We start from the raw sequence: 26,897 nt of genomic DNA, 5'->3' as shown, positions 1-26,897 counted from the left end.
TCTATATGATGCCTACCCATGCAATCCGCGCCGGTTTCCCTGAAAGCAGTTTCTGATGCGCCGCCGTTGCTCAGGCTTCGAGGCCTGTACAGCGAGCGCCTGACGCCCGTGAGCCTGGATCTGGCCGCGGGCGAGTGCGCGGCTGTGGTCGGTGCATCGGGATCGGGCAAGTCGCTGCTGCTGCGCCAGATTGCGGATCTGGACCCGGGGCATGGCGAAGCAGAGCTCGACGGGCGTCGCCGTTCGGCCATGCGCGGTTTCGAGTGGCGGCGTCTGGTGGTGTACTGCCAGGCGGAGGCGGGGTGGTGGGATGACCACGTGTCCGCGCACTTCGCGGACCGCGCTGGCGCGATCGCCATCATGGAGCGTCTGGGGCTGGCGGAAGCCAAGTTGGACGCATTGGTCCATCAACTGTCTACGGGCGAGCGTCAGCGCATGGGTCTGGTGCGGGCGTTGTTGCAGAACCCGCGCGTGCTGCTGCTGGATGAGCCCACCGCCGCGCTGGATCAGGGAGCGACGGCGCTGGTCGAGGCGGAACTGTCGCGTGTTCTGGCGGCCGGGGCAGGCATTTTGCTCGTTACGCACAGCGCCGAGCAGGCCGAACGGCTGGCGCGACGGCGTTGGCGGATGGCGCAAGGTCACATGGAGCCGTTATGGACGTGATCAAGCTGCAGGCGCTGGATCTGGTGATCGCGTCGCTGCTAGTGCTGCTGAGCGCCGGCATTTCCTTCGCGCTGCGTCTGAACCTGCAACGGCAGGTGTTGTGGGCGGCGGTGCGTACGGTGGTGCAATTACTGCTGGTCGGTCAGATCCTGCGCATCGTGTTCGCCCATGCCGCGCCGTGGCTGACGGCGCTGGTGGTGGCGGTGATGATGGCGCTGGCCGCGCGCGAGGTAGCGGCCCGGCCGAAGGCGCGGTTGACTGGGCATGGCAATGGATGGGTCGGGACGTTGGCGGTGGTCAGCACCACGCTCGTCACGGCCCTTTTCATCCTGAATACGGCGCTGCGTCCGGACCCTTGGTTTGATCCGCGCTACACGATTGCCTTGGTTGGGATCGTGCTGGGCAGCGTCTTGAATGCGGCCAGCCTGGCGCTGGATGGGATGCTATCGGGTGTGCGCCGCGAAAGGCTGGGCATCGAGGCTCGCCTGGCGCTGGGCGCGACAGTTCATCAGGCGTTTTCGTCGCTGCTGCGCGAATCGGTGCGGCGCGGCATCGTGCCCAGCATCAACCAGATGTCGGCGGCAGGGATCATTACGTTGCCCGGCATCATGACCGGGCAGATCATTGCGGGCATGGACCCTGTTGACGCGGCCAAGTATCAGATCCTGTTGATGTTTCTGCTGTGCGGCGCGAGCGGCATGGCGGCGATGGGCGCGGCTTATGGTGCGATGCGCCGCCTGACGGATGAGCGGGGGAGGCTGCGGCTGGACAGGCTGATGCCAGGATCTGCGCCTCGTCGGTAACGGCGCGTCAGGCGCATCAAGCGCATCAAAGGATGGCTTGCAAGCCTTTGTCCGCCAGGATGTTCAGGAGTTTAAGGGCTGGGCCGGTCGGACGCGTGTCGCCTTGCTCCCACTTCCGGACGGTCGAAGCGCTGGTGTGCAGATGCAGGGCGAAGACAGGTTGGCTAAACCGTAGGTCTTCACGGAGTCGCTTGATGTCGCCCGGACTGAAGTGGCGGACGGGCGCCGGACAGATCGCGTCAAAATCGCGCATCGTGACTTTGTCTATAGCCCCGGCCCGGTAAAGTGCGGCGAGATCGTCGCGCAAAGATTCAATGAGTTTGGTCACAGTTCACCTCCAACAACACGCCTGCCTGCAGCGCTTTGAAAAGGGCGGATTCCGTCAGGCTGAGAAAGACCTTGCCGGCGAATTGCAGGGCTTTTTTCTCAGCGGCGGTGATGTTGGCCTTGTCGTTTTTCGGGTACCCGTGCAGGAACACGTATCGGCTCCCAATACACGCGGACAACACCGTGCGGTATCCGTCGCGTTTGCCTTTCCCTGGACGGGCAATACGCATCTTATAAAGGTGGCCGCCCAGATCCGCGTCGATAAGACCGGATTCCATTTCACGGACTGCGCTGCACAGCGTGGCGTCGGAGAGCCTTTCTCCAGCTTGCCACCGAGAAAAATCCTTTCGCTTCAAAACCACCATGGACGAACACTCCAAAGTATACCCGTAACGGGTATGTTCATGTCGCGTATTCTTCACGCGAGCGTTCGCTAGAACATACGTTCGGAAGAGGCGAAGGAGGTGGTCTGGCAGACCGTAAGCCAGTCGGATTTTGGCGATAGCTAGCAGTCGCGGATGTTGCAGGGGGTCAGAAAACTTATTAAGCCCCCTCCACAACCCACCACAAAAAAAAACCGGCAGCCCCATCGGGACTGCCGGTTTTTTCACATGCCCGCCAACCGGCTAACGCCAGCCAGCAAGGGCAGGGGGCTTAGCCGATCGAGGCCAGCACCTTGTTCAGCGTGGCGCTGGGGCGCATGGCTTGGCTGGCCTTGGCTTCGTTCGGCTGGTAGTAGCCGCCGATGTCCAGGGGCTTGCCTTGGGCTGCCTTCAGTTCGTCCAGGATCTTGTTTTCGCCTTCGGAGAACGCGATCGCGGCAGGGGCGAACTGGGTGGCCAGGGCGCGGTCTTCGGTCTGGGCGGCCAGGGCTTGGGCCCAGTACATCGCCAGGTAGAAGTGGCTGCCGCGGTTATCCAGGCCGCCGACCTTGCGCTCGGGCGACTTGTTTTCGTCCAGGAACTTGGCCGTGGCCAGATCCAGCGTCTTGGCCAGGATCTGGGCGGTGGGGTTCTTGTACGTGCGGCCCAGGTGGTCGAGGGACTCGGCCAGCGCCATGAATTCGCCCAGCGAATCCCAGCGCAGGAAACCTTCTTCCAGGAACTGCTGCACGTGCTTGGGGGCCGAACCGCCCGCGCCCGTTTCAAACAGGCCGCCGCCGGCGACCAGCGGCACGATCGACAGCATCTTGGCGCTGGTGCCCAGTTCCATGATGGGGAACAGGTCGGTCAGGTAGTCGCGAAGCACGTTGCCGGTGACCGAGATGGTGTCCAGGCCTTCACGAATGCGCTTGACCGAGAACTTGGTGGCTTCGACGGGGTCGAGGATGCGCAGGTCCAGGCCGCTGGTGTCGTGGTCTTTCAGGTACTGCTTGACCTTGGCGATGACCTGGGCGTCGTGGGCGCGCTTTTCGTCCAGCCAGAAGACGGCGGGCGTCTTGGTGGCGCGGGCGCGCGTGACGGCCAGCTTGACCCAGTCCTGGATTGCGGCGTCCTTGGTCTGGCACATGCGCCAGAGGTCGCCGGCTTCGACGGCCTGTTCCAGCAGCACGGCGCCGGCGGCGTCGGTGACACGCACGGTGCCGGCGGCCGGGATGACGAAGGTCTTGTTGTGCGAACCGTATTCTTCGGCAGCCTGAGCCATCAGGCCGACGTTGGGCACGCTGCCCATCGTGACCGGATTGAAGGCGCCATTGCGCTTGCAGTCGTCGATGACGGCCTGGTAGACGCCGGCGTAGCTGCGGTCGGGAATGACGGCCTTGGTGTCCTGCAGCTTGCCTTCGGCGTTCCACATCTTGCCGGAGTCGCGGATCATGGCGGGCATGGACGCGTCGACGATGACGTCGCTGGGCACGTGCAGGTTGGTGATGCCCTTGTCGGAGTTCACCATGGCCAGCTGCGGCAGCGTCTTGTAGGCGGCGTCGATGTCGGCGGTGATGGCGGCCTGCTGGTCGGCGGGCAGCGCCTGGATCTTGGCGTACAGGTCGCCAATGCCGTTGTTGGGATCGAAGCCGGCCTGCTTGAGGGCGTCGGCGTGCTTGGCCAGGACGTCCTTGTAGAACACGGAGACCACGTGGCCGAAGATGACGGGATCGGAGACCTTCATCATGGTGGCCTTCAGGTGGACCGAGAACAGCACGCCGTTGGCGCGCGCGTCGTCGATCTGGGCCTGCAGGAAGGACTTGAGCTTGGCGGTCGACAGCACGGCGGCGTCGATGATCTCGCCGGCCTTGACCGGGGTCTTTTCCTTCAGGACGGTCTTGGCGCCGTCAGCGGCGGTCAGTTCGATCTTGACGTCGCCGGCTTCGGCGATGAGGGCCGACTTCTCGGTGCCGTAGAAGTCGCCTTCGCTCATGTGCGCGACGTGCGACTTGGAGTCGGCCGTCCAGGCGCCCATCTTGTGCGGGTGCTTGCGGGCGTAGTTCTTGACCGACAGCGGGGCGCGGCGGTCGGAGTTGCCTTCGCGCAGGACCGGGTTGACGGCGCTGCCCTTGACCTTGTCGTAGCGGGCCTTGACGTCACGTTCGGTGTCGTTGGCGGGGGCGTCCGGGTAGTCCGGCAGCTTGTAGCCCTGGTCTTGCAGTTCCTTGATGGCCGCCTTCAGTTGGGGCATCGAGGCGCTGATGTTGGGCAGCTTGATGATGTTGGCTTCGGGCTTGACCGCGAGGGCGCCCAGCTCAGCCAGGGCGTCCGACAGCTTCTGGCTGTCTTCGAGGTAATCCGGGAACAGGGCGATGATGCGGCCTGCCAGCGAAATGTCGCGGGTCTCGACCGTGATGCCTGCGGGTTTGGCGAATGCCTGGACGATGGGCAGCAGCGAACGGGTTGCCAGTGCCGGAGCTTCGTCGGTGAGGGTATAGATAATCTTCGGAGTAAGAGACATGATCCTTGAATCTGTTCGGCTCAGGCGATTAACGCGCAAACCCGAACATGCTATGCGGCGTACGCCGGTAGATGTTGTCGAGAGTGGGTTCGTATGGAAGGACGCGCAGGCAGAGCGTCCCTCCAACATGACTGCCGCCCGCCCTATTGTTTGGCTGGACCGGCCGGCCGATGAAAAGGCCGTTTCCGGGTCCGCCTTGGAAGGTGCGACCGCCACGAACCTTCCATTGTAATACCGTGCTACGCATTGCGCCGGGAAATGGTTCTATTTCTTGATGGCGCCGCAATATGCTTATGACGGTTTTTGGGGGACGCATTGCGCGGGCAGGCAGAATTCGGCCTCAACGTGTCCGCAATCGGCGTTTGACAAAGCCGCGCGATGAGAGGAAAGTACGCCCCATGAATTTCCGCGCCGTCCGCATTTCGCTGATTATTACCATCATTCCTGGAATGGTGGGTTAGCGCGCGACCGCAACAGTCACAGCCACCCGCCCCACGAGGCGGGTTTTTTGTGGCCGCCTCTGCCGGGCAAGCAACCCAAGCAGAGAAACCATGTCCGCAACCTCTCCCCACGCACCCTCGGAATTCCAGGCCGGCGCCGCCACGCCGATGGAGTACCTCCGGCAGATCCTGACCGCCCGGGTGTACGACATTGCCCGTGAAACCGAGCTGGATCTTGCGCGTGGGCTGTCCGCCCGGCTGGGCAACACCGTTCATTTCAAGCGCGAAGACAACCAGCCGGTGTTCTCGTTCAAGGTGCGCGGCGCCTACAACAAGATGCGCAACACGCCGCGCGCTGCGCTGGAGCGCGGGGTCATTACGGCGTCGGCCGGCAACCATGCGCAGGGCGTCGCGATTTCGGCGGCCAAGCTGGGCGTGCGGGCGATCATCGTGGTCCCGCAGACGGCGCCGCAGGTGAAAGTGGACGCGGTGCGCGCCCACGGCGGACCGACCGTGACGGTGGTGCAGGCTGGCGATTCGTACAGCGACGCCTATGCCCATGCGCAGACGCTGGCGCAGGAGCAGGGGCTGACGTTCGTGCCCGCATTCGACGATCCCTACGTGATCGCGGGGCAGGGAACGGTCGGCATGGAGATCCTGCGTCAGCACCCCGAGCCGCTGCATGCGATTTTTGTGCCGATCGGCGGCGGCAGTCTGGCGGCGGGCGTGTCGACCTATGTGAAGGCGGTGCATCCCGGCGTGAAGGTCATCGGCGTACAGACCGAGGATTCTTGCGCAATGGCGCAATCGCTGCGCGTGGGCGAGCGGGTGATCCTGGCTGATGTTGGCCTGTTCTCGGACGGCACGGCGGTCAAGCTGGTGGGCGAGGAGACCTTCCGCCTGTGCCGCGAATACCTGGACGAAGTGATCCTCGTGGACACGGACGCGGTCTGCGCGGCGATCAAGGACGTGTTCCTGGATACCCGCAGCGTGCTGGAGCCCGCGGGTGCGTTGGCGGTGGCGGGGCTGAAGAAGTACGTGGACCGCGAAGGCGCGCGCGGGCAGTCGTTGGTAGCGATCACGTCGGGCGCGAACATGAACTTCGACCGCATGCGTTTCGTGGCGGACCGCGCTGAAGTGGGCGAGGCGCGCGAGGCGGTGTTCGCGGTGACCATCCCCGAAGAGCGCGGCAGCTTTCGCCGGTTCTGCCGGGTGATCGGACAGCGCAGCGTGACGGAGTTCAACTACCGCATCGCCGACGCGCGCACTGCTCGCATCTTTGTCAGCGTGCAGATCGCGCGGCGCGGCGAGTCTGCCGATATCCTGGCCGCATTGCAGGCGGAAGGATTCTCGGCCAGCGACCTGACGAACAACGAGGTGTCCAAGCAGCACATCCGCTACATGGTGGGCGGACGTTCGCCGCTGGCGGGCGGCGAGCGGCTGTTCCGCTTCGAGTTTCCTGAGCGCCCGGGCGCGTTGATGAAGTTCCTGTCGGCGATGGCGCCCAACTGGAACATCAGCCTGTTCCATTACCGCAACCAGGGCACGGACTTCAGCTCGGCGCTGGTGGGCATTCAGGCGCCGGTGGCCGATGATGCGGCGCTGGATGGGTTCTTGCGGCAGCTCGGTTATGCGCACGCCGAGGAAACGGATAACGAGGCTTATCGCCAGTTCCTGATCTGAACGTTTGGATGGGCATTCAATCGGACTATCTGCCGGGCGTCCAACCCGGCGTCTAACCCTGGATCTAACCAGGCGCTTTGCCGGCGTTGCATCCCGGCTTGCGCGGCAATTGCACGCCCGGTTTCAAACGCAGCGTCGCGCGGCCCTGCGTCTGGGTCAATTCCAATGCGCTTGCACGCCACGCCGGCACATCGTCGAACGCGACCGCCGGCGATGCGCTGGAAACGGTCTTCGCATCGGACCGTTCGAACTGCAGGGCAGGCAGACCCACGCAAGTGTCGTCGAAATCCAGCCGCGCCAGCTCGCGCCCATCGCTCAGCCGCACCGCCCGAAATGCGAGCGGCGCGTCCACGAATTTGGTGACTTCGGGGACGTATTGCAGGTCGCCGTGCGCGTCCTTTACGCGGGTGGCCGGCTGCAGCACGACGACCTCCCGGCCTGGGGGGATCGCCAGATAGGCCACGTCGCCGGAGACGTCCAGCAGTTTCCCAGGGCCAAGGTTCAGCGCCTTGAGCGGCGCATGGCGGATCATCACGGTTTCGTTCCAGGCCGAGTTCACGCGCGTCCAGCCGGGCAGGCGCGCGTCCTCGAACCGCGTGGTGTGGATGCGGTCGCGGTCTGGCTTATCGGAAAGCGGCAGTCGCTGCACGCGCAGCGCGCCGTTCACGACCTGCAAGTGCACAAGCACGGTGCTGGCGCTGGAACTGGTGAAGAACGCCAGTACTGCGTCGGTTTCCAGAACGGCGACCGGCCCGGGGCAGAAGAATGCGCGGGATTGCGGCGCTGTGCTGTTCGGATAAAACAGCGCGCCGACGTCGGTGCCGCACAAGGCCTTGCCCTGGAAGGTGATAGTGGTGGCGCGCGTGGTCTGGCGCTGACCGGTGTTCCAGTCGCTGCGGCTGCCGGTCGCCACGTCGACGACGAGGCCGTGATTGTCGTAGACCACGGCGGCGCCGGAGGGCGCGGCAAACAGGCTGAGCAGAAACGCGAGGGCGCGGCGGCTGGGCACGGCGGACTCCCTGAATGGCACAAGGGGTGACTATATACCGGTGCGTCTGCGCCGAGTCACCGGGTGTCTGACACCGATGATGACGGCCGGCGCGCGTTGGCCCGGTGTCTGACACCCGYGTGAGACGGTCGGCACCATGCAGGGCTGCGGCAAGGGTGTCAGACACCTACGACGCGAGGATGAAGGCCGGCGCGCGTTGGCCCGGTGTCTGACACCCGYGTGAGACGGWCGGCACCATGCAGGGCTGCGGCAAGGGTGTCAGACACCTACGACGCGATGATGARGGCCGGCGCATGTTGGCCCGGTGTCTGACACCCGCGTGAGACGGTCGGCACCATGCAGGGCTGCGGCAAGGGTGTCAGACACCTACGAYGCGATGATGACGGCCGGCGCATGTTGGCCCGGTGTCTGACACCCGCGTGAGACGGTCGGCACCATGCAGGGCTGCGGCAAGGGTGTCAGACACCTACGATGTTGGCCCGGTGTCTGACACCCGCGTGAGACGGTCGGCACCATGCAGGGCTGCGGCAAGGGTGTCAGACACCTACGACGCGAGGATGACGGCCGGCGCATGTTGGCCCGGTGTCTGACACCCGCGTGAGACGGTCGGCACCATGCAGGGCTGCGGCAAGGGTGTCAGACACCTACGATGACCTACGATGCTGAGCGATCGGCCAGTCCATCCACGTGGATCTGCGCCTGGCCCTGCGGGCAATGTTCGACGCGCGCCCGCACGCGGTATACACGGCGCAAGGTGTCCGGGGTTACCACATCGCGGGGCAGGCCCTCGGCTTCGATCGCGCCTGCGTGCAGCAGCAACGCATGGTCGGCGTGACGCAGCGCGATGTTCAGGTCGTGCAGCACCACCAACGTGATCAGGCGGTGCAGGCGCGTCTGGCGGCGCAGCACGTCCATGACGTGAAATTGGTAATTCAGGTCCAGCGCGGACAGCGGTTCATCGAGCAGCAACAGGCGCGGACGCCGCACCAGCGCCTGGGCCAGCGACGCCAACTGCTTCTGCCCGCCGGACAGCTCGTCCAGATGGCGGCTGGCGAGCGGCGCGATGCCCAGCTCGTTGATGACAGCCATGGCGTTTTCCATCAACGCATGGCCGGGTTGTCCGTGGCGGCCGGAGCGCGCGGCCACCAGCACGGATTCGAAGACGGTCATGTGCACGCCCTTGGGCAAGGCCTGCGGCATGTACATGGCGCATTCGGCGCGGCGGGCCGGGCTGGCGTTTGCCAGGTCCTCGCCGTCCAGCAAGATTGCGCCTTGCATCACCGGATGCAGGCCGGCCAGCGTCTTGAGCAGCGTCGATTTGCCGCTGCCGTTCGGCCCCAGCAGCGCGGTGACGGCGCCTTCGGGCATGGGGCCGGCGCTGGCGTTGCGCAGCACCGCACGCCCGCCGTAGCCGGCGGAAAGCGCCTGGATGCGTAGCTGCGTCATTGTCAGCGTTGCAGCACCAGTGTGCCGCGCATGTGCTGCGCGTGCGCGGGGAACGAGCAGTAGTAGGTGTACGACTGACCCGCGCGCAGGCGGCTGACGGGGAAGGTGACGGTGGCCGTCTCGCCGCCGCCCAGCATGGGCGTCTTGGCAAGGATGCGGCCGTCGCCCGGCGCCAGGAAGTCGCTGCTCGCGCCGGCCTTGATGCCGTCGACCATTACGGCGTCGATATCTTCGGTCTTGGTCAGCACCCAGTTGTGGCCGGCCTTTTCCTTGCTGTTCTTGCCCGTGTGGATGAGGCGCACGGTGAATTCCTGGCAGGTCGCTGGCACGACGATGTGGGCGGGGCCGAACTGCTTGCCGGGACGGCCTTCGACGTCGATCGAGCAAGCGGGGGCGGCATGGGCAGTGCCGGCGATCATCAGAGCCGCGAGCGTGAGCGTCAGGCGGAATTTCATCGGGGTGTGTCCTTGTTGCGGTTGTGGCGTCAGGCGCGCTTGAGGGCGCGCACGACGATGGTGAGAAAGAAGGGAATGCCGACCAGCGAGGTCACGATGCCGACCGGGATGAGCGCGCCGGGCAGCACGGTCTTGGACGCCACGGACGCCAGCGACAGGATCAGCGCGCCGGCCAGCGCGCTGCCCGGCAGGTAGTAGCGGTGGTCTTCGCCCAAGAGCAGCCGCGCGATGTGCGGCGCGACCAGGCCGACGAAGCCGATCGTGCCGACGAACGACACGGCCAGCGCCGCCAGCGCGCTGACGCGCAGCAGGCTGATGAGGCGCAGCCGCTTGACGTCGATGCCGAAGCTGGCCGCGCGTTCCTCGCCCAGGCGCACGGCGGTGAGCTTCCAGGCGTCGCGCATCGAAAACGGAATGACCAGAACCAGCGCCGCCGCCATGACGCCGACGGTGGTCCAGGTGGCGCGCGCCAGGCTGCCCATTGTCCAGAAGACGATGCCTTGCAAGGCCTCCTCGCTGGCGACGAACTGCAGCAGCATCACCAGCGCCTGAAACGAATACACCAGCGCGATGCCGAACAGCACCACGCCCAGCGTCGATCCGCCGCGCCACCGCGCCACGCGTTCCAGTACCAGTACCGACAGCAGGGTGCACGCGAAGGCCGACACGGAAACGGTCATGCCGGCGGGCAGCGCCGGCAGATGCCAGTCCAGCGTGATGGCAAGCGACGCGCCGAACGCCGCGGCGGCAGAGACGCCCAGCGTGTAGGGGCTGGCGAGCGGATTGTCGAGCATGGTCTGCATCTCGGCGCCGCCCAAGCCCAGTGCCACGCCGACCAGCAACGCCATCAGCGCATAGGGCAAGCGGAATTGCCAGACGATGACGCGTGTGCCGGTGTCTGACACGTCGGGATGCAGCAGCGTGCGCAGCAGCTCGGGCAGGGACAGCGAAGCGGGTCCGCTCGCGATGTCGGCCAGCAGGCTGGCCATGATGGCCAGCACCAGCGCGGCGGTCAGCAGTACGCGCTTGCGCACCGCGCGCCGGTACGCGGCGATGGGATCGCCGGGAACAGACGCCGCGGGCGATACGGCGGCGGGGGCGAAACCGGTCATGTCGGGCTACTTTGCCGGGGCGGCTGGGGATGTCCAGAAGGCGCCCGCGTTGTCCAGATCCAGGAACTGGCCGTACAGCGCGTCCAGCGTGCCTTGCGGATCCAGCGCGGCGGCGCGTTCGGGATACAGCCACTTCGCCATCGCCTCGATGGCGGCAACGTTGTAGGGCGAGTTGTAGAACGCGTGCCAGATGCCGAAGGCACGGTGCTGCTTCACGGCGTCCAGGTCGCGGATGCCGTCGCGGTTCAGCAGCGTGGCCAGGCTGTCGGCGGACACCTTCGGATCGGCGCCGGGACCGGCCAGCAGGCCCGGGCGGCCGGGTTCGGAGCGGCTGCCGGTGGCGATGTACACGTCGGGCTTGGCGTCGATGACGAACTCCAGGCTCACGTCGCCGATGGCGCCGGGCAGCACGGGCGCCGCGACGTTGACGCCGCCCGCGGCTTCCAGCAGGTCGCCGAAGCTGCCATTGCCTGTGGTGTGGCAGCAGGCCGGCCACACGCCTGCCAGCATTTCCACGAAGACGCGCGGCCGCTGGGCGGGCGGCACGGGCTCCACGACCTTGCGCACGCGGGCAAGGTGGTCTTCGTAGAAGGATATGTAGCCTTCCGCCTCGGCTTCACGATCCAGTGCCTGGCCCAGGATGCGCATGCTGGGCACCGTGTTCCGCACGGGATGCTGGCGGAAGTCGATGAAGACGATCGGGATGCCGGCTTCCTGCAATGCCGGGATCATCGGGTTGTTCCGGCCGGGACCATGGCCACTGACGCTGAAGATCGCCACGTCAGGCCGCAGCGAGACGATTTTCTCCGGGCTGACGCTGGCCTCCGACGTCTTGCCGATCAGGGGCACGTCGGCCGCCTTGGGAAAACGCGTGACGAGCTGGTTCCAGGAATACGGATCTTGCTGCTTCAGCTCTCCCTGCCAGCCGACGACGCGCGCCACCGGATCGTGGCGGTCCAGCAACGCCATCGCAAATGCAAAGCGGCCTTCGCCCAGCAGGATGCGCTGCGGATGGTCGGGCACCGTCACAACGCGGCCGGCCAGGTCGGTGACCTCGCGGGCATGGGCGCCGGACAGGGCGCAGAACAGGGCGCAGAACAGGGCGGCGGCGGTCACGGCCGCGCGGAAAAGGGCAATCGAGCGCATGGCGAATCCTTCAGGTGCGTCAACCGCGGGGTGCAGGTAACGCGAACCATTCTTATCGCCGGGCAGTGTCCGACAACCGTCCTCAAGAATTCGTTAAGACGCATCACGCCTGTGGCGTGGGCGCCGCACCGCTGCCGGACCTTTGGGCGCACCCCTACAATGTGAGATTGATTGTTATTCGCCGAGCGGTCCCGCCATGCGCGTTCTCGTCATCGAAGACGACCCCGACATTCTTGCCAACATCACCCATCACCTGACGCGGCGCGGCTATATCGTCGATTGCGCTGAAGACGGCCAGCGCGGTTACGCGATGGCGGCGTCGGGCGAGTTCGACCTGATCGTGCTGGACCTGATGCTGCCGCGGCTGGACGGTTACGAGCTGTGCCGCCGGCTGCGCACCGAGTCCGCGTGCAACACCCCCGTCATCATGGTCACGGCCCGAGACACGCTGGACAACCGCCTGACGGGATTCGACGCGGGCGCCGACGATTACCTGGTCAAGCCCTTTGCGCTGGCCGAACTGGCCGCGCGGGTCAAGGCGCTGCTGCATCGCGCCAGCGGGGCGGGCGCGGCCCGTGTGCTGCGCGTGGGCGACTTGACGCTGGACACCGGCACGTTGGCGCTTGCGCGGGCGGGCCTGGCGCTGCGCCTGCCGCCGTCTCCGCTGCAATTGCTGACCTTGCTGATGCGTGCCAGCCCGGCGGTGGTCCATCGCGCCCGGCTGGAGGAGGCGCTGTGGCGCGACTCGCCGCCGGACAGCGACAGCCTGCGCACCCACATCCACCAGATCCGCCATGTGGTCGACAAGCCCTACGACACGCCGCTGCTGCACACGGTGCACGGCATCGGCTACCAGCTGCGTGCCGCAAGCGATGACTAGCCCGGGCAGGCGCGCGGCGCGGCGCGGGCTGGCGCGCCACCTTGTGCTGACGTATGTGGCGCTGGCGCTGCTGGTAGCAGGCCTGTTGACCTGGCTGTCGGTGTGGAGCGTCGGCAAGCTGGAGGCGCATCTTCAACGCATCGACATGGGCATGGCGGTGGAGCGGGTGCGGGGCGATTTTCTGGCGGGCATCGACCCGGGCCGGCCCAACCGCTTCTTTCACGGCGATCCGGCAAGCGGGGAGTTTCCCGATTGGCTGCGGCCGCTGAATCCGGGCTTCCACAAGATCGAGCGCAACGATCGCGTGTGGCACGTGATGGTCGACGACTTCAAGGGCCAGCGCTACATGCTGCTGCGCGACTACACCGAGTACGAGCAGAACCAGTCGGCCTCGCATTGGACCGCGGTCACCGGACTGGCGGCCAGCCTGGCGCTGGCGTTTGTCCTGGGCATCCTGGCCACGCGGCGCCTGTTGCGTCCGCTTGCGCGGTTGGCCGCCCAGGTCAATACCCGCGGCGCGCAGCCGCCGCAGACCCGGCTGGCCGAAGACTATCCGCCGGACGAGATCGGCCAGCTTGCGGCGGCCTTCGACTCGACCTACAACCAGCTCGAACAGGCGCTCAGGCGCGAGCAGCTCTTCACCGCCGACGTGGGGCACGAACTGCGCACGCCGCTGATGGTGATCTCCAGTTCCTGCGAGCTGCTGCGCGAAGAGCAGGCGCTGGATGCGGCGGGACAGGCCCGTCTTGCCCGGATCGAGGCGGCTGCCGCTGACATGGGCGAGCGGCTGGACACCTATCTGATGCTGGCGCGCGGCGGCGACGCGGCAGGCCTGTTCCCGCGTGAAAGCGCGACGGACACCGCACGAGGCCAGTTGGCCGCGTGGTCGCCGGTGGCGCAGCGGCGCGGCATGCAGTTGACGCTGGAAGCATCCGGTGCGCAGGAAGCGCCCTTGCTGTTTCCCGCGCCGCTGCTGCGCGCGGTGCTGTCCAACCTGATGCGCAATTCGCTGCAGTACGCCGGCCCGCAGGCCAGCATCGTTGTCACGGCAGGACCCGATTTCGTGCAGGTGAACGACAACGGTCCGGGCATTCCGGTGGAACGCCACGCCTCCATCTTCAACCCCTTCGTACGCGGCGATCAGCTGGACGACGGCAACCTGGGGCTGGGCTTGTCCCTGGTGCAGCGCATCTGCGAGCACCAGGGCTGGCGCGTGTCGCTGCAGTCTCGGCCCGGGCAGGGCAGCCAGTTCCGTGTGGACCTGGCCGGGCCTGCGGCGGGCCTTGCGGTTTAGAAGGCGACGTCTGCGGTGAAGAGAGCCGTGCGTCCCGCGCCGGGTACGCCGTAGAGCTGGAAGCCGTCCAGCGATGCCCCGATGCGGCTGTAATAGAACTTGTTGAACAGGTTGTCCACGTTCACGCCCAGCGTCACGTTCTTGTTCAGCCGGTAGCGCGCCGCGACGGAATGCAGCCAGTAGGAAGGCGCCTTCTCGTTGTCGCGCACCCAGACCGGATGCGTGCCGTAGGGACCGGACACGGTGGAGCTGTTGTTGTTCTTGCCGCCGACGTACTTGTTGTCCGTATAGCGCCGCTTGCCCACGTACTGCGCGCCATAGCTCAGCGACAGGTCTTCCGTGGCCGCGTACGTGGTCCACAGGTTGAACGTCAGGTCCGGCACGTTCTTGGCCTCTTCGCCCTGGTTCGCGCCCTTGGTGATGCGGCTTTTCATGGCGCTGACGCCGGCAAAGGCGGACCAGCGGGGCGTGATGTTGCCCGACAGGCCCAGCTCGATGCCATCCACGCGCTTGGCGGGCAGGGCGCGCACCACGTCGGTGGCGTCGTCGCCGTATTCCCATGAGTCCGTCAATTCTGTGCGAAAAAGAGCGCCCGTCAGCGACAGGTCGCCGCCGGCCACGTCCCATTTCGTGCCCAGTTCCCACGTGCGGGCGACGGCCGGCTTGTAGGTGTCGGAGCCGGTGGCGCCGTAGATGTTGTTGTTCGTGGACGCGCCCATCGCGGACGGTTGCGCGGCCTGGCTGTACGACACGTAGACGCTGCCGTTCTCCACGGGCTTGTACGTCAGACCGATGCGGCCGCTGAAGGCGCCGTCGGTGACGCGCTGCGTGGCGGCGCCCGCCGTCTGCGTGACGCGGTAGCGGTCACAGCGCAAGGCGCCCTGCAGCATCCATTGCGGATTGAACGTCACGGTGTCCGCGGCATACAGGCCGGCGTTGAAGACTTCGGCCTTGTTGCCGGAATCGCCCTTCAAGGTGTCCACGCCGCCCATGTTCGTGCCGCCGGTGTCGCGCAGGTCGATCACCGGATTGATCGACGGCGCGCGAATCGTGCGTGCATGGTCACCGTAGGTTTCCTTGTAGAACTCCACGCCCGTCACCACGGCATGCTTGATGCCGCCGGTATGGAAGTCCAGGTTCAGGTTGGTCTGGTTGGCCAGGATGGTGTAGCGCTTGGACGTGCCGAAGTCGTTGCCGCGCAACTGGGCATAGGGCGAGGGATCGCGCAGCGGCGTGAAGCCACTGTACGAGGCAATGCCGTCGGCGCTTTGCACCAGCGGGCCGGCGCCCACGTAGCCGTACGACGTGCGCGACGTGGAATTGAAGCGTGCCGGGGCAAGCACGCCGATGCGGTCGGTCTGCTGCCAGCGGCTGATGTTGGTCAGGCGCGCCGCCTTGGTGAAGTCATGTTCGACCTTCATCGTTGCCTGATCGGTGCGGGTCTGCTCCGTGTACAGGCCCGGATCACCGTACCAGGCGTTGCGCGCCACATTTGGCATGCGCTTGCCGCCGGTGCCGCGCTGGATCGGCACGCCGCCGTCGGGGATGTTGTCGTCTTCCTGATGCAGGTAGTTGACGGTGACGCGGGTGGGGGAACCCAGGCCCATCGCCAGCGACGCCGCGACACCAGATCGGTCAAACTCCGTCACGTCGCGCTCGGCCACGCCGTTGTGGTGGCGCATGAGGTTGACGCGCAGGGCGGCGCTGTCCGTCAGTTCCTGATTCAGGTCCGCGGTGATGCGCCGGTAATGATCCGTGCCTAGGCCGCCGGACATCTTGTAGAACGAGCCCAGCCGCGCTTCCTTGCTGGCCAGGTTGACGCTGCCGCCCACGGCCGAGATGCCGGATTCGATGGAGCCCGTGCCCTTGAAGACCTCTGCCTGTTCCAGGTTGAAGATGTCGGTGCGGCTGGACAGGCCCGCGTCGCGGATGCCGTCCACGGTGATGCTTTGCTCCGCGGAAAACCCGCGGATCGTGAACATGTCGCCCCAGCCCAGATTGCCTTCGCCCGAACTGAACGTGATGCCCGGCACGTTGCGCAGCACGTCCTGCAGGCTCTTGGCCTGCTGCTCTTCCAGCACCGCGCGCGGGACGACGGTGATGCTTTGCGGGGTGTCGAGCAGCGGCTCGGTGAATTTGCCCGACTGCACGCGGTCCGCCTTGAAGGGCGGGGCGTCGGCCTGCACGGTGACGGGCGCCAGCAGCACCGCGTTGTCTGCCGGGGGCGTCTGGCCGTGAGCCTGCGTGGAGGCGGCGGCGCCAAGCGCCATGCCCAGGGTTTTCAGCGCCAACGCGCCCTGTGAGTGAACTTTTTGTTGTTGCGCCATGGCGATCTTGAGTGCCTCAATGAGAATCGTTCCGGATTCTAGGGAGGCGCGTCTCAAGATCCTGTTAAGACGCGGCGATCGGGCGCACTGAGAAAAAGGCAGGCGGGCGGGCCGCGGGGAGACCGTGCGCGATCAGGTGCGCGAGGTATCGAAGGCCAGCAGATTGCGTTTGACAAGGCCGAGCATGTCGGCAAGCTGGTGACGCTGTTCGGCATTGAGGCCTTGCAGAATCGCTTCGCTCCTGACGTCGCTCTTGACCCGCATGCGCTCGATCATGGCGCGGCCTTCGGGCGTCAGTTGCAACCTTCTTGGCCATTCAGCATCCTCCAGCTGGATCAGGCGTTTACCCATGTGCTTGCCCTGGCACAGATCGGCGATCGACCCCGGCGCGGCCTCGATGCCGTCCAGGATTTCCTCGCGGTAGCGCAGATTTCCCTCGCGCACCAACGGGGCGAAACTTGCCGGTTGAGGGCGGGGCTGGCGGGCATGGGGTGTCTCCTAGAATTGTGTCTTGGAATAGTAATGTTATTACATTACTATTCTGGCTTTTTTCGCGCTGCGCCTCCCGGCGTGCCGCGGGCATCTCAAGCATCTCCCGCATTCCTCCATGGCTTCTCTCATTTCCCCTCCCGCCGCCACCCGGCTGCGTTCCATTGACGCTCTGCGCGGCCTGGTCATCGTCATCATGCTGCTCGACCATGTGCGCGAAACCTTCTTCCTGCATCACCAGGTTGGCGACCCGATGGACGTGTCCGCCACGCCGCCGGACCTGTTCTTCTCGCGTCTGCTTGCGCATCTGTGCGCGCCGGTGTTCATCTTTCTGACGGGCCTGTCGGCTTGGCTGTACGGCGCGAAGGCCGGCGACCGCGGCGCCACGGCCGCGTTTCTGGCCAAGCGCGGCGCATTCCTGATCGCGCTCGAAGTCATCGTGGTGAACTTCGCGTGGACCTTTCAGTTTCCGCCGTCCGTTGTGTACCTGCAGGTGATCTGGGTGATCGGCCTGTCCATGCTGTCGCTGGCGGCCTTGCTTTGGTTGCCGCGCTGGGCGCTGGTTGTCGTTGGCGTGGTGCTGGTCGCTGGCCACAACGCGCTGGATGCCGTGCACTTTGCCGCGGGTCACGTGATGCACGTGCCGTGGGCAGTGCTGCATGATCGCGGCTGGATCGAGGTGAGCGACACGCTGCGCCTGCGCACGTCCTACCCGTTGCTGCCGTGGATCGGCGTGATTGCGCTCGGGTATGCGGCCGGACCGTGGTTTCAGCCGGGTTCGGACGCGGCCGTGCGTCAGCGCCGTCTGTGGTCGGCCGGGCTGGCGGCGGTGGCGGGCTTTGTGATCCTGCGGGCGTTCAACGGCTACGGGCAGTCGCAGAAGTGGGCGGTGCAGGACGACGCGCTGCATACCGTCATGAGCTTTGTGAACATCACCAAATATCCGCCGTCGCTGATGTTCCTGCTGCTGACGCTGGGGTTGGGACTGTGCCTGCTGGTGCTGATCGAGCGCGCGCAGTCGGCCGGTTGGGTCCGCGCGCTGTGCGTGTTTGGCGCCGCCCCGATGTTCTTCTACCTGCTGCACTTGTACGTGTTGAAAGCCCTGTACCTGGGCGGCGAAGCCATCTGGGGCCTGAACCAGGGCAAGTACTTCGGCGTCGATGGCATGGCGTCGGTGTGGCTGATTTCAATCCTGCTGGCCGCGGCATTGTTCTGGCCCGTGCGCTGGTTCGGACGCCTGAAGGCCGCGCGCCGCGATATCGCCTGGCTCAAGTACCTGTGAGGCAAGCGATGGCAGCACGCAAGTTTGCCGCCGGCGTCGCGGCATTGATGGCGCCATGGGCGGCCGACGCACAGCAGAACGCGGTGACGCTGTATGGCGTCGTCGACCTGAGCATCGCGGGGTTTTCCACGCAGGAGCGCGGCACGGCGATCAATATGCAGTCGGGCGTGCAGTCCGGTTCGCGCTGGGGCCTGCGCGGCAGCGAAGACCTGGGTAACGGCCTGCGCGCGAACTTCCTGCTGGAAAGCGGCTTTCTGGCCACCAACGGCAACTCGGCGCAAGGCAGACGCCTGTTTGGACGCGCGGCGTGGGTGGGCGTGTCGGGCGGTTTTGGCGATCTGCGGCTGGGGCGGCAGACCTCGGTATCGTCCGCCACGCTGGCGGACTACGATGCGTTCCTGGCGTCGTACCTGATCACCGGCGCCCAGACAGCGCTGCTGCCGTACAACGCCAATCGCGCCGACAACACGGTGGCGTACTGGAGCCCGTCGGTGGGCGGCCTGCGCGCGGGCGTGGACGCCAGCCTGGACTACGACGGCGGCGGCGGCTTTCAGACCGCATCCACCAACAAGCTGTACAGCGCCGCGGTGGTGTTCGATCAGCCGGGCTATTCGATCGCCGCAACCTACGAGGGCGCGAGCTGGGCGGATGGGACGGCGCAATCGGCCGCCATGACCAGAGCCGGGGCCGACCGCCGGCCGTACGCCTACACGCTCGCGGGCCGTGCGACGGTGAACGCGTTCACGCTTTACGCCGGCTGGTCAGTGATGCGCAACGGATCCACCATCCCGGCGGTGCCGTCACCCGGGCAGCGCGTGTACTTTCCGGGCAGCACGGTGCATGGCGTGATGGCGGGCGCCGCCTGGCGCACGGGCGCGAGCACCGTGATGGCATCGTGGCAGGGCAGTCTGCCGGGCGGAGGCGCGCTTGAACGCGATGGCGCCACGCATTCCCAGCAGATCTATTCGGCTGGCTACGTGTACGACCTGTCCAAGCGCACCAATGTGTATGCCATCTATGGCTACATGCGGGGCGCCTGGGACGATCCGTCCTGGCATCAGTCCCAGTACGCGGTGGGCATGCGCCACCGCTTCTGACGGCGCGTCAGTACGCCTTCCCGGCAATCGAATCCGCGTAGCCGAGATCGAGCCATTTTCCATCCGTGGGGATGCGGTCCAGATTGCCCAGGTCGATCTGGGTCTGGAGCGCGTCCTTCAAGGCCTGCTCGGGCACGGCCACGGAATCGGCGAACACCCCGTCGTCGATCAGACGTTGCACCGACGCACGCACGACGGCGGGATCCAGGTTGGGAAAAAGCTTCAGGCCGCTGGCCACGGCGGCGGCCGGGTCCGTGCGGATGGCCTTGAGCGCGCGGTCGATGCCGGAGACAAACTTCTGCGAGACCTGCGGGGCGATGTCCTGGCGCGTGGAGATGGCCGAGAACGTGTACGGGCCGATCTCGCGCGAGAACGCGGAAACCACCTTGAAGCCCTGTGCCTGCGCCTGCGAGGCGCCCGGCTCGTACAGCACCGCGCAATCGGCCTGGCCGGAACTGAGCGGGCCGATCTCGTTGCCCAGCGGCACTTCCAGCAGGTTCACGTCGCGCTTGGGGTCCAGGCCGGCGTTCTTGACCAGCTTGATGAATGCGGACGAACTGGTGGTCGGCATGGCGCCCGTGGCGATGGTGGCGCCTTTCAGACTTTTGAAGCCGTCAAAGGCGAAGGCCGGTTTGCAAGTCAGCCACACGCCCAGGCGGTTCAGCGTGCCGCCCACCACCTTGACGGGCGCGCCGCGGCCGAAGGAGATCGCGGTCCATTCCGGGCCGTGCAGGGAAAAGTCGGCGCTCCGGGAGATGACGGCGGCCAGCGCATTGGTCGAGGACGACGCGACGTCGATGCGCACGTCCAGCCCTTCGTCCTTGAAGTAGCCGTGTTCCTCGGCGAAATACACCGGCAGGTAGAACACGGACTTGAACGCGGCGGAGACGACGGCTTTGTCGGTGACCTTGGCGTTGGCCGTATCGGTGGCCTTGTCGGCGGCCATGGCCGAGATGGACAGCAGGGAGGCAGCCGCGGCAGCGGCGATGCGCAGGGAGGGTCGGATTTTCATGGATTCTCAGCGGCAGAGTGCGCGCTTCACAGTTTGAATTGAGTGGCGTAGGTCTGGTCTTTCCAGCGCAGCAGGCGCTTTTCGGCAATGTCCACGCCGGCATACAGGACAAAGCCCAGCAGCATCAGCGAGAAGATGCCGACCCAGACCGTGTTCAGGTCATAGAGCGACGAGGCGACGAAGATGATGTGGCCCAGGCCGTACTTGGACGAGATGAACTCGCCCACGACCGTGCCCACCAGCGCGAAGCCGATGTTGATGCGGAACGTGGCGATGATGGCGGGCGTGGCCGACGGCACGACGACCTTGGCGAAGATCTGCCGTTTGGTGGCGCCCAGCGACACGAGCATCTTCTGGATGTCCGGGTCCGCGTCCTTGGCGGCCTGAAAGGCGGCCAGCAGCGCGACGATGGACGTCAGCGAGATCGACAGTGCCACCTTCGAAATCAGGCCCGTGCCGAACCACAGGATCACGAGCGGCGCGAACGCGATCTTGGGCACGCTGTTGATCGCGACCAGGAAAGGTTCGACCACCTTCGCGCCATAGGGCGAATACCACAGCGCCAGGCCCGGGATGGTGCCCACCACGGTGCCGACGACGAAACCGGCCGCCGACGCCCACAGCGTGTAGTTGGCGTGCTCCCAGAGTTCGCCGGACACGATCAGCTTCCACCCCGCCTGCACCACGCCGGCCGGAGATCCGAACAGAAAGCCCGAGACGGCGCCGGTGCGCACGGCGGCTTCCCACGCGCCGAACAGCACGGCAAGAATGAGAAGCTGCGTCGCCAGGACGGGAACGCGAAAGCCCGGACGCGGGCGCGCGGGCGTGGCGACGCCCTGGGCAAGAGATGCGGAGGTCTGGGTCATGCGTGGGTGCCGTCCTTGCGGGCGGTCTGTATGTCGAGTTCCTGGCACAGCAGGTCGAAGTAGCCGGGAAAGCGGCTGTCGTGGCGCGCATGCAGCGGCGAGCGCGTGCCCAGCTCGATCCGGTGCTCGCTTTTCAGGCGGCCGGGCCGGGCGCTCAGCACGAAGATGCGCTCGGACAGCGCGATGGCCTCATCGATGTCGTGCGTCACCAGCACCACGGTCTTGCCCTGCCTGCTGACGGTGTCGGCCAGCATGGATTCAAGGAACAGCCGTGTCTGGTAATCCAGTGCCGAAAAGGGTTCGTCCAGCAGCAGGACGTCGGGGTCGGGCAGCAGCGTGCGCGCCAGGGCCACGCGCTGGCGCATGCCGCCGGATAACGCCTTCGGATAGCTGTCCTGGAAGGGCAGCAGGCCGAAGGTGTCGAGGTACTCGCGTGCGCGTTCCACGGACTCGGCCTTGGGCGCGCCGCGGATTTCCAGGCCGACCAGGACGTTGTCCAGCACGGTGCGCCACGGCATCAGCAGGTCGCGCTGCAGCATGTAGCCGACGCGTCCGCGCAGGTTGGGCAGCGGGCGGCCGTCCAGTGCGATGGTGCCGGCGTCGTGTTCCAGGAGGCCGGTCAGGATGTTGAACAGCGTGGACTTGCCGCAGCCGGACGGACCGATGATGCTGACGAACTCGCCGCTGGCGGCGTTCAGGCTGATGTCGTCCAGAACCTGCACCGGGCCGGTGTCGGTGTGGAAGCGCTTGGAGAGATTGCGGATCTCAAGTTTCAGGGGCGGGGTAGGGCTCATGGCGAAACGACTGCACGCCGCGTCAAGCCGCGCCATGCTCCAGTTCCAGCGCCACCACGTCTTCGTGCGGAACTTCCAGTGCCTCGTTGAAGCGCTTGAAGAAGCTGCACAGCGCGATGCGGATGGTCAGCTCGACGATCTGCTCCTCGCTGAAGAACGATTGCAGCTTCGCATAGAAGGCGTCGCTGACCTGCGCCGGCGTGAGCGTGACCAGCACGGCGTAATCACGGACCACCAGATCCTTCTCGTCCAGGCCCGGCACCTGCGGCTCCAGCAGACGGTCGATGGCATCCTGCGAGATGCCGTGGGCCGCCAGCTTGGGTGTATGCAGCGTGACGCAGTAATGGCAGGCGTGCGCCTTGGACGCGGTCAGCAGTGCGATTTCCAGGTGACGCGGCGAGATCAGCCCGTCCTCGCGCGACTGGACCAGGTACGAGAAGAAATGCTTCAAGGCCGGCGGACGGGGCGCGAAGGCGCTCAGCATGTTCGCGTACGGGCCGTAATCCTGCAGAAGCTGATTGAAGAGTTGGGCGGTCGCGGGATCCAGCTTGGCGGGATCCAAAGGAGTAAGGCGTGACAAGGCAATTCCAGCGTTGGGAAGAAGAACGCTGGAATCCTAAGAGACATGCGGCCGCGTGAAAAATACCGATATCACATATGTATATGGGCATGCCGGCATCGCCCGACACTACAGCCGCTGTCCTCCCGTGGCGTCGATGCGCTGTCCGGTGACCCAGCGCCCCTCGTTGGACGCCAGGAAAGCGACGATGTCTGCGATGTCGTCCGGCTGGCCCACGCGGCCCAGTGCGATGCTCTGCGCGATGACGCGGCTCAGTTCCGGGTCGCGTGCACGCTGGTTCAGATCGGTGGCGGTGGCGCCGGGCAACACGGCATTCACGGTAATGCCGCGCGCGCCCAGATCGCTGGCCAGCAATAGCGTCAGCGCCTCCAGGCCCGCCTTGGCCGGCGCGTAGACGCTCATTTCGGGATAGGCGGCGCGCGTGCCCATCGACGAGATATTGATGATGCGGCCGCCATCGCGCAGGAACGGCAGGCAGTGCTGGATCAGGAAGAACGGCGTCTTCAAATTCACCTGCAGCACACGGTCGAAGTCCGGCGGCGTCACGTCGGGCAGCCGGGCGCGCAGGCCCACGCCCGCGTTGTTGACCAGAATGTCCAGGCCCTCGGAGCCGGTACGCTCGCGCAAAGTGGCGCGTGCATCCTGCGCCAGCCGCGCCGCCGCCTCCGGGTCTGCCAAGTCGGCTTGCAGCGTCCAGGCTTGGCCGCCTGCCGCCTGGATCTGGCTGACGACTTCTTCGGCGGCATCCGCCCGCGCGTGGTAGTGCACGGCGACGTGCGCGCCGCGGCGGCCCAGCACGAGTGCGATGGCGCGGCCGATGCCGCGGCTGCCGCCCGTGACGAGGGCGGTCTTACCCGCCAGGGAATCCGGTGTGGCGCTCATGCGGCCTCCTTTTCGGGTTGTGTCCATGCCTGCCGCGCTTCCAGCGCGCGCGCCTGCAGCAGCAGGGCGTTGCGATCGACCTTGTTGGTGCCGGCCCACGGCAGGTCGTCCAGAAAGCGGATGCGGCGCGGGTGCTGGTACGCCGGGCCGTTGGCCAGGGCGTGCTGCTTGAGCGTGTCGGCATCCAGCGTGCTGCCGGCGCGCCGCACGACAAAGGCGACCGGGATGTGGCCGCGCTCTTCATCGGCCAGCGGAACCACGCAGCTCTGTCGCACGTCGGGATGCGACTCCAGCAACTTCTCGACTTCAACGGGATAGATGTTCTCGCCCGCGCAAACGAACATATCGTCCGCGCGGCCCACGAAGTAGTGGAATCCGTCGCGGTCGCGGCGCATCACGTCGCCGCTGTAGTACCAGCCGTCGTTCAACACCTGAGCGCTCTTTTCCGGCAGGTTGTGATAGCCGCGCAGCACGGCGGGGTTCTTCATTTCAAGCACGCCCTCGTCCGGTCCGGCGCCGCCCGTCAACCGGACTTGCGCCGCGTCCAACGGATAGCCGACCGACAGGGGTGGCGTGGGCAAGCCATCGGGATGCGGCCCGAACACGGCGGGACCGGCCTCCGTCGTGCCATAGCCGTGCGTGATGCGCACGTGGGGCAGCGCGCGCTGGATGCGGTCGAACAGGGCCGTCGTCATTGGCGCGGAGCCCAGCATCACGCGCTCCAGCGCTGACAGATCGTGGTCCTGCAGCGAGGCGGGGTCCTTCACCAGCCGCGCAAACATCGTGGGCACGGCGGTCAGGATGGTGATGCGGTAGCGTGCCAATGCATCGGCGTAGGCCTGCACCTCGAACCCGGGCTGGATCACCAGCAGGCCGTTGCTGGCAAACGCGCGCTTGGACATGAACAGGCCGTTCATGTGGAACAGCGGCTGCGCGAGCAGATAGCGCGCTTGCGGCGCGTCCGGATTCGCGGGGCCGGACGTGGCGGTCAGCGCCCACAGTTGGCCGGCATGGGTCAGCGGCACGCCCTTGGGTTTGCCGGTGGATCCTGACGTGTACAGCATCTGCGCAATATCTTCGGGCGCGGGCGTGATGCTGTTGAACGTGCCGGGAACGATCTGCGCGGCAAACCCCTGCGGGCCGGCGTCGTCAAAATCCAGCACCGGCACGGTGGCCTCGAACCCGGCGCGGCGCGGGCCGTCCACGAAGGCGAGCGCAATGTCCGCATCGCGCAGCACGTAGTCGATGTTCTCCTGCGACTGCTTGATGTTGATGGGTACGGCCACGTAACCGGCCCGCATGATGCCGAAGTACGCCAGCAGATACTCGGCGCGGTTCAGCGCCGCGATGGCGATGCGCGAGCCGGGCGGCAGGCCGCGCGCGGTCAGCCATGCGGCCACGCCGCCAGCCAGGCGGCCGGCCTCGCCGTGGGTCAGTTGCCACGGCGCGCCGGGCAGGCGCAGATCGACGATCGCGGGCAGGTCCGACGGCAGGCGCGGATCGGCAAGGTCGCCAAGATTTTGGGGGGAATGCGTCATAAGAAAGACTTCCAGAAGTTGGCGGCTCAGCCCTTTTGCAGCTTGGGATTGAGCGCGTCGTTCAGGCCGTCGCCGACCAGGTTCAGCGACAGCACGGTAAGCATGATGGCTACGCCGGGCACGGCGCAGATGTACCAGGACGAGCGGATCAGGCTGCGGCCTTCGCCCACCAGCCGGCCCCAGCTGGCGATGTTGGGATCGCCCAGTCCCAGGAAGGACACCACCGATTCGTAAAGGATGGCCCCGGCCACCACCAGCGAGGACATCACGATGACCGGCGGCAGCGCATTGGGCAGGACCTCGGCGGCGGCGATGCGCCACGGGCTCATGCCGACGGCGCGGCAGGCCTGCACGAACTCGCGTTCTTTAAAGGACAGGAATTCGGCGCGGGTCAGGCGGGCGATCGGGGGCCAGGACACCAGGCCGACGGCGAGCGTGATGTTTTCGATTCGCGGGCCCAGCACCGACACGACGGTCAGCACGAAGACCACGTTGGGGATGATCTGGAACAGCTCGGTCAGGCGCATCAGCGCCTCGTCCACCCAACCGCCCGCCCAGGCGGCGGCCGCGCCGACGGTGACGCCGATCAGCGTGGCGGTGGCGGCGGCCACCAGGCCGATCAGCAGCGTGGCGCGGGCGCCGTGGGCGATGAGTGCGGCGATGTCGCGGCCCATGGAGTCCGTGCCCAGCGGATAACGCCAGGACTCGAGTGGCCAGATCTCGGGTGCGCCGACGATGCGCAGCGGGTTGACGGGGTAAAGCCAATCGGCGCTGGCGGCCACCAGCGCGACCAGCAGCAGGACCAGCGCGCCCGCCACGGCGCCGCGGTTGCGGGCAAAGCGCACGGCGAACGCATCCGGGCGGCGCGCGGCCGGCGCGCCGGCAGGATCAGTTGCAGCGGAAGTAGCGGACATGTCAGGCGGCCTTGATGCGGGGGTCAAGCCGCGTATAGGCAAGATCCACGAAGATGTTGGCGATGATGACCACGACGGAGCTGAGCACCAGGATGCCCAGCACGACGGGATAGTTGCGGCTCATGACGCTGTCGAACAGCACGGCGCCGATGCCGGGCCAACTGAACACGGACTCGATCACGATGCTGCCGCCGAGCACCGCGCCCAGTTGCAGGCCCAGCAGGGTGACGATCGGCAGCACCGCGTTGCGCAGCACGTGCCGCAAGACCACGGCGACGCGCGTCAGGCCTTTGGCATAGGCCGTGCGCACGTAGTCCATGCGGCTGACTTCCAGCATCGAGGCCCGCATCACGCGGGCATAGGCGGCGGAATAGAACAGTCCCAGCGCCACGGCGGGCAGCGCCAGGTGGTGCAGGATGTCCAGCGCCTGGCGCCACAGCCCGCCGTCCAGCCCGATGGTGACCATGCCGCCCACCGGAAACCAGCCCAACTTCACCGAGAACATGATGATCAGCATGATGCCCAGCCAGAAGCTTGGCGCCGCAAAGCACAGCACGGCGAAGGCGGAGACGGCGCTGTCCCACCACGTGTTGACCTTGACGGCCGACACGATGCCGGCCGCTACGCCCACCAGCACGGCAATGGCGATGCTGGCCAGCATCAGCACCAGCGTGGCGGGCAGATGCGCCAGGATCACGTCCAGCACCGGCAGGTTGTGCCGGTAGGAGTAACCCAGGTCCAGCTGCGCGACCGACCCGATGTACTTGAGCAGCTGGACCGCCGGCGGCTCGTCCAGCCCGTAGGTCACGCGCAGGCGCTCGATCAGCGCCGGGTCGGTGACCTGCTGCTCGGCCGTCATGACGTCCAGGAAGGTTCCCGGGACGGACTGGATCAGGGCAAAGTTCAGGACCACCACGCCCAGCAGCAGCGGGATGGCCTGAAGCAGCCGGCGCGAGATCAGGCGGATCGCCATGC

Annotated in this window: 25 protein-coding genes; 7 read left to right on the top strand and 18 right to left on the bottom strand. The window is 66.3% G+C overall.

Annotation, left to right across the window (positions count from 1 at the left end; translation table 11 throughout):
* Positions 1-18: 18 nt before the first annotated feature.
* Entirely contained in the window at positions 19-663 is a 645-nt protein-coding gene (locus ASD71_RS07125; protein WP_056561479.1) for an ATP-binding cassette domain-containing protein, read from the top strand.
* Positions 654-1,466 carry an iron export ABC transporter permease subunit FetB gene (fetB, locus tag ASD71_RS07120; RefSeq protein WP_056561477.1) on the top strand — a complete coding sequence of 271 codons (813 nt, stop codon included), beginning with the start codon at positions 654-656 and terminating at the stop codon, positions 1,464-1,466. Before ASD71_RS07125 ends, fetB begins: the two co-directional genes overlap by 10 nt.
* A gap of 25 nt (positions 1,467-1,491) precedes the next feature.
* Here the strand turns inward: fetB and ASD71_RS07115 are convergent, their stop codons facing one another.
* The 3 genes from ASD71_RS07115 to ASD71_RS07105 form a co-directional block, all read right to left on the bottom strand.
* Positions 1,492-1,794 (bottom strand): DNA-binding transcriptional regulator, encoded by a 303-nt coding sequence (locus ASD71_RS07115; RefSeq protein WP_056561475.1) that lies wholly within the window; start codon positions 1,792-1,794, stop codon positions 1,492-1,494.
* On the bottom strand, positions 1,778-2,158 hold the full coding sequence (locus ASD71_RS07110; RefSeq protein ID WP_056561473.1) for a type II toxin-antitoxin system RelE/ParE family toxin: 381 nt from the start codon (positions 2,156-2,158) through the stop codon (positions 1,778-1,780). The genes ASD71_RS07115 and ASD71_RS07110 overlap by 17 nt, the downstream gene beginning before the upstream one ends.
* 289 nt (positions 2,159-2,447) lie before the next feature.
* Positions 2,448-4,676, bottom strand: a complete 2,229-nt coding sequence (locus ASD71_RS07105) for an NADP-dependent isocitrate dehydrogenase (protein ID WP_056561471.1) — start codon at positions 4,674-4,676, stop codon at positions 2,448-2,450.
* A gap of 551 nt (positions 4,677-5,227) precedes the next feature.
* On the opposite strand from ASD71_RS07105, the gene ilvA reads away from it, so the two are divergent.
* Complete coding sequence (gene ilvA, locus ASD71_RS07100; protein ID WP_082578816.1) at positions 5,228-6,799, top strand: threonine ammonia-lyase, biosynthetic; 1,572 nt, start codon at positions 5,228-5,230, stop codon at positions 6,797-6,799.
* Positions 6,800-6,863: 64 nt separating this feature from the next.
* On the opposite strand, the gene ASD71_RS07095 is transcribed toward ilvA, so the two are convergent.
* The 5 genes from ASD71_RS07095 to ASD71_RS07075 all read right to left on the bottom strand — a co-directional run bounded on the left by ASD71_RS07095 (position 6,864) and on the right by ASD71_RS07075 (position 11,967).
* The gene (locus tag ASD71_RS07095; protein WP_056561469.1) at positions 6,864-7,808 is read right to left on the bottom strand and encodes a hypothetical protein; all 945 of its coding nucleotides are present in this window, start codon (positions 7,806-7,808) and stop codon (positions 6,864-6,866) included.
* A gap of 654 nt (positions 7,809-8,462) precedes the next feature.
* A complete protein-coding gene (locus tag ASD71_RS07090) occupies positions 8,463-9,254 on the bottom strand; it encodes an ABC transporter ATP-binding protein (RefSeq protein ID WP_056561467.1) in 792 nt (263 codons plus the stop codon).
* Between the two features lie 2 nt (positions 9,255-9,256).
* Positions 9,257-9,709 (bottom strand): azurin, encoded by a 453-nt coding sequence (gene azu, locus ASD71_RS07085; protein WP_056561465.1) that lies wholly within the window; start codon positions 9,707-9,709, stop codon positions 9,257-9,259.
* Between the two features lie 29 nt (positions 9,710-9,738).
* Positions 9,739-10,821, bottom strand: a complete 1,083-nt coding sequence (locus ASD71_RS07080; RefSeq protein ID WP_056561463.1) for an iron ABC transporter permease — start codon at positions 10,819-10,821, stop codon at positions 9,739-9,741.
* Positions 10,822-10,827: 6 nt separating this feature from the next.
* A complete protein-coding gene (locus ASD71_RS07075; RefSeq protein WP_056561462.1) occupies positions 10,828-11,967 on the bottom strand; it encodes an ABC transporter substrate-binding protein in 1,140 nt (379 codons plus the stop codon).
* Positions 11,968-12,163: 196 nt separating this feature from the next.
* Between ASD71_RS07075 and ASD71_RS07070 the strand changes: the two genes are divergently transcribed.
* Together ASD71_RS07070 and ASD71_RS07065 are read left to right on the top strand one after the other, a co-directional pair.
* Entirely contained in the window at positions 12,164-12,847 is a 684-nt protein-coding gene (locus ASD71_RS07070; protein ID WP_056561460.1) for a response regulator transcription factor, read from the top strand.
* On the top strand, positions 12,840-14,141 hold the full coding sequence (locus ASD71_RS07065) for a HAMP domain-containing sensor histidine kinase (protein ID WP_056561458.1): 1,302 nt from the start codon (positions 12,840-12,842) through the stop codon (positions 14,139-14,141). Before ASD71_RS07070 ends, ASD71_RS07065 begins: the two co-directional genes overlap by 8 nt.
* On the opposite strand, the gene ASD71_RS07060 is transcribed toward ASD71_RS07065, so the two are convergent.
* Positions 14,138-16,468, bottom strand: coding sequence for a TonB-dependent siderophore receptor (locus ASD71_RS07060; protein WP_056561456.1), 2,331 nt, complete (start codon positions 16,466-16,468; stop codon positions 14,138-14,140). The two genes, ASD71_RS07065 and ASD71_RS07060, sit on opposite strands and share 4 nt — an antisense overlap.
* A gap of 132 nt (positions 16,469-16,600) precedes the next feature.
* Positions 16,601-16,912, bottom strand: coding sequence for a hypothetical protein (locus ASD71_RS07055; protein ID WP_156395095.1), 312 nt, complete (start codon positions 16,910-16,912; stop codon positions 16,601-16,603).
* Positions 16,913-17,075: 163 nt separating this feature from the next.
* Here ASD71_RS07055 and ASD71_RS07050 point away from each other — a divergent pair, with 163 nt between their 5' ends.
* Both ASD71_RS07050 and ASD71_RS07045 read left to right on the top strand, forming a co-directional pair.
* The gene (locus ASD71_RS07050; RefSeq protein ID WP_056561451.1) at positions 17,076-18,239 is read left to right on the top strand and encodes a DUF1624 domain-containing protein; all 1,164 of its coding nucleotides are present in this window, start codon (positions 17,076-17,078) and stop codon (positions 18,237-18,239) included.
* Between the two features lie 8 nt (positions 18,240-18,247).
* The gene (locus ASD71_RS07045; RefSeq protein WP_056561449.1) at positions 18,248-19,336 is read left to right on the top strand and encodes a porin; all 1,089 of its coding nucleotides are present in this window, start codon (positions 18,248-18,250) and stop codon (positions 19,334-19,336) included.
* Positions 19,337-19,343: 7 nt separating this feature from the next.
* On the opposite strand, the gene ASD71_RS07040 is transcribed toward ASD71_RS07045, so the two are convergent.
* The 8 genes from ASD71_RS07040 to ASD71_RS07005 all read right to left on the bottom strand — a co-directional run bounded on the left by ASD71_RS07040 (position 19,344) and on the right by ASD71_RS07005 (position 26,895).
* Complete coding sequence (locus ASD71_RS07040; protein ID WP_056561447.1) at positions 19,344-20,348, bottom strand: ABC transporter substrate-binding protein; 1,005 nt, start codon at positions 20,346-20,348, stop codon at positions 19,344-19,346.
* A gap of 26 nt (positions 20,349-20,374) precedes the next feature.
* Entirely contained in the window at positions 20,375-21,214 is an 840-nt protein-coding gene (locus ASD71_RS07035) for an ABC transporter permease (RefSeq protein WP_056561445.1), read from the bottom strand.
* On the bottom strand, positions 21,211-22,008 hold the full coding sequence (locus ASD71_RS07030; RefSeq protein ID WP_056566524.1) for an ABC transporter ATP-binding protein: 798 nt from the start codon (positions 22,006-22,008) through the stop codon (positions 21,211-21,213). Before ASD71_RS07030 ends, ASD71_RS07035 begins: the two co-directional genes overlap by 4 nt.
* A 22-nt stretch (positions 22,009-22,030) precedes the next feature.
* Positions 22,031-22,588 (bottom strand): carboxymuconolactone decarboxylase family protein, encoded by a 558-nt coding sequence (locus ASD71_RS07025; protein WP_056561444.1) that lies wholly within the window; start codon positions 22,586-22,588, stop codon positions 22,031-22,033.
* 108 nt (positions 22,589-22,696) lie between these two features.
* Positions 22,697-23,470, bottom strand: a complete 774-nt coding sequence (locus tag ASD71_RS07020; protein WP_056561443.1) for an SDR family oxidoreductase — start codon at positions 23,468-23,470, stop codon at positions 22,697-22,699.
* Positions 23,467-25,008: a class I adenylate-forming enzyme family protein gene (locus ASD71_RS07015; RefSeq protein ID WP_056561442.1), complete on the bottom strand. Its 1,542-nt coding sequence runs from the start codon at positions 25,006-25,008 to the stop codon at positions 23,467-23,469. Before ASD71_RS07015 ends, ASD71_RS07020 begins: the two co-directional genes overlap by 4 nt.
* Positions 25,009-25,034: 26 nt before the next feature.
* Complete coding sequence (locus tag ASD71_RS07010) at positions 25,035-25,922, bottom strand: ABC transporter permease (protein ID WP_056561441.1); 888 nt, start codon at positions 25,920-25,922, stop codon at positions 25,035-25,037.
* A gap of 1 nt (position 25,923) precedes the next feature.
* Positions 25,924-26,895, bottom strand: coding sequence for an ABC transporter permease (locus ASD71_RS07005; RefSeq protein WP_056561440.1), 972 nt, complete (start codon positions 26,893-26,895; stop codon positions 25,924-25,926).
* Between the last annotated feature and the right edge of the window lie 2 nt (positions 26,896-26,897).

It is taken from the genome of Achromobacter sp. Root565 (genome assembly GCF_001427425.1).
GTDB classification, from domain to species: domain Bacteria; phylum Pseudomonadota; class Gammaproteobacteria; order Burkholderiales; family Burkholderiaceae_B; genus Achromobacter; species Achromobacter spanius_D.
Note: the sequence above shows the minus strand (reverse complement) of the source record. Positions and strands in the feature narration are given on the sequence as shown.

Bases quoted from the DNA above. Each gene is read 5' to 3' on its own strand.
- ASD71_RS07125 (WP_056561479.1), top strand. From the start codon at position 19: ATGCAATCCGCGCCGGTTTCCCTGAAAGCAGTTTCTGATGCGCCGCCG.
- fetB (WP_056561477.1), top strand. From the start codon at position 654: ATGGACGTGATCAAGCTGCAGGCGCTGGATCTGGTGATCGCGTCGCTG.
- ASD71_RS07110 (WP_056561473.1), bottom strand. From the start codon at position 2,158: ATGGTGGTTTTGAAGCGAAAGGATTTTTCTCGGTGGCAAGCTGGAGAA.
- ASD71_RS07105 (WP_056561471.1), bottom strand. From the start codon at position 4,676: ATGTCTCTTACTCCGAAGATTATCTATACCCTCACCGACGAAGCTCCG.
- ilvA (WP_082578816.1), top strand. From the start codon at position 5,228: ATGTCCGCAACCTCTCCCCACGCACCCTCGGAATTCCAGGCCGGCGCC.
- ASD71_RS07090 (WP_056561467.1), bottom strand. From the start codon at position 9,254: ATGACGCAGCTACGCATCCAGGCGCTTTCCGCCGGCTACGGCGGGCGT.
- azu (WP_056561465.1), bottom strand. From the start codon at position 9,709: ATGAAATTCCGCCTGACGCTCACGCTCGCGGCTCTGATGATCGCCGGC.
- ASD71_RS07080 (WP_056561463.1), bottom strand. From the start codon at position 10,821: ATGACCGGTTTCGCCCCCGCCGCCGTATCGCCCGCGGCGTCTGTTCCC.
- ASD71_RS07075 (WP_056561462.1), bottom strand. From the start codon at position 11,967: ATGCGCTCGATTGCCCTTTTCCGCGCGGCCGTGACCGCCGCCGCCCTG.
- ASD71_RS07070 (WP_056561460.1), top strand. From the start codon at position 12,164: ATGCGCGTTCTCGTCATCGAAGACGACCCCGACATTCTTGCCAACATC.
- ASD71_RS07065 (WP_056561458.1), top strand. From the start codon at position 12,840: ATGACTAGCCCGGGCAGGCGCGCGGCGCGGCGCGGGCTGGCGCGCCAC.
- ASD71_RS07060 (WP_056561456.1), bottom strand. From the start codon at position 16,468: ATGGCGCAACAACAAAAAGTTCACTCACAGGGCGCGTTGGCGCTGAAA.
- ASD71_RS07050 (WP_056561451.1), top strand. From the start codon at position 17,076: ATGGCTTCTCTCATTTCCCCTCCCGCCGCCACCCGGCTGCGTTCCATT.
- ASD71_RS07045 (WP_056561449.1), top strand. From the start codon at position 18,248: ATGGCAGCACGCAAGTTTGCCGCCGGCGTCGCGGCATTGATGGCGCCA.
- ASD71_RS07040 (WP_056561447.1), bottom strand. From the start codon at position 20,348: ATGAAAATCCGACCCTCCCTGCGCATCGCCGCTGCCGCGGCTGCCTCC.
- ASD71_RS07035 (WP_056561445.1), bottom strand. From the start codon at position 21,214: ATGACCCAGACCTCCGCATCTCTTGCCCAGGGCGTCGCCACGCCCGCG.
- ASD71_RS07030 (WP_056566524.1), bottom strand. From the start codon at position 22,008: ATGAGCCCTACCCCGCCCCTGAAACTTGAGATCCGCAATCTCTCCAAG.
- ASD71_RS07020 (WP_056561443.1), bottom strand. From the start codon at position 23,470: ATGAGCGCCACACCGGATTCCCTGGCGGGTAAGACCGCCCTCGTCACG.
- ASD71_RS07015 (WP_056561442.1), bottom strand. From the start codon at position 25,008: ATGACGCATTCCCCCCAAAATCTTGGCGACCTTGCCGATCCGCGCCTG.
- ASD71_RS07010 (WP_056561441.1), bottom strand. From the start codon at position 25,922: ATGTCCGCTACTTCCGCTGCAACTGATCCTGCCGGCGCGCCGGCCGCG.
- ASD71_RS07005 (WP_056561440.1), bottom strand. From the start codon at position 26,895: ATGGCGATCCGCCTGATCTCGCGCCGGCTGCTTCAGGCCATCCCGCTG.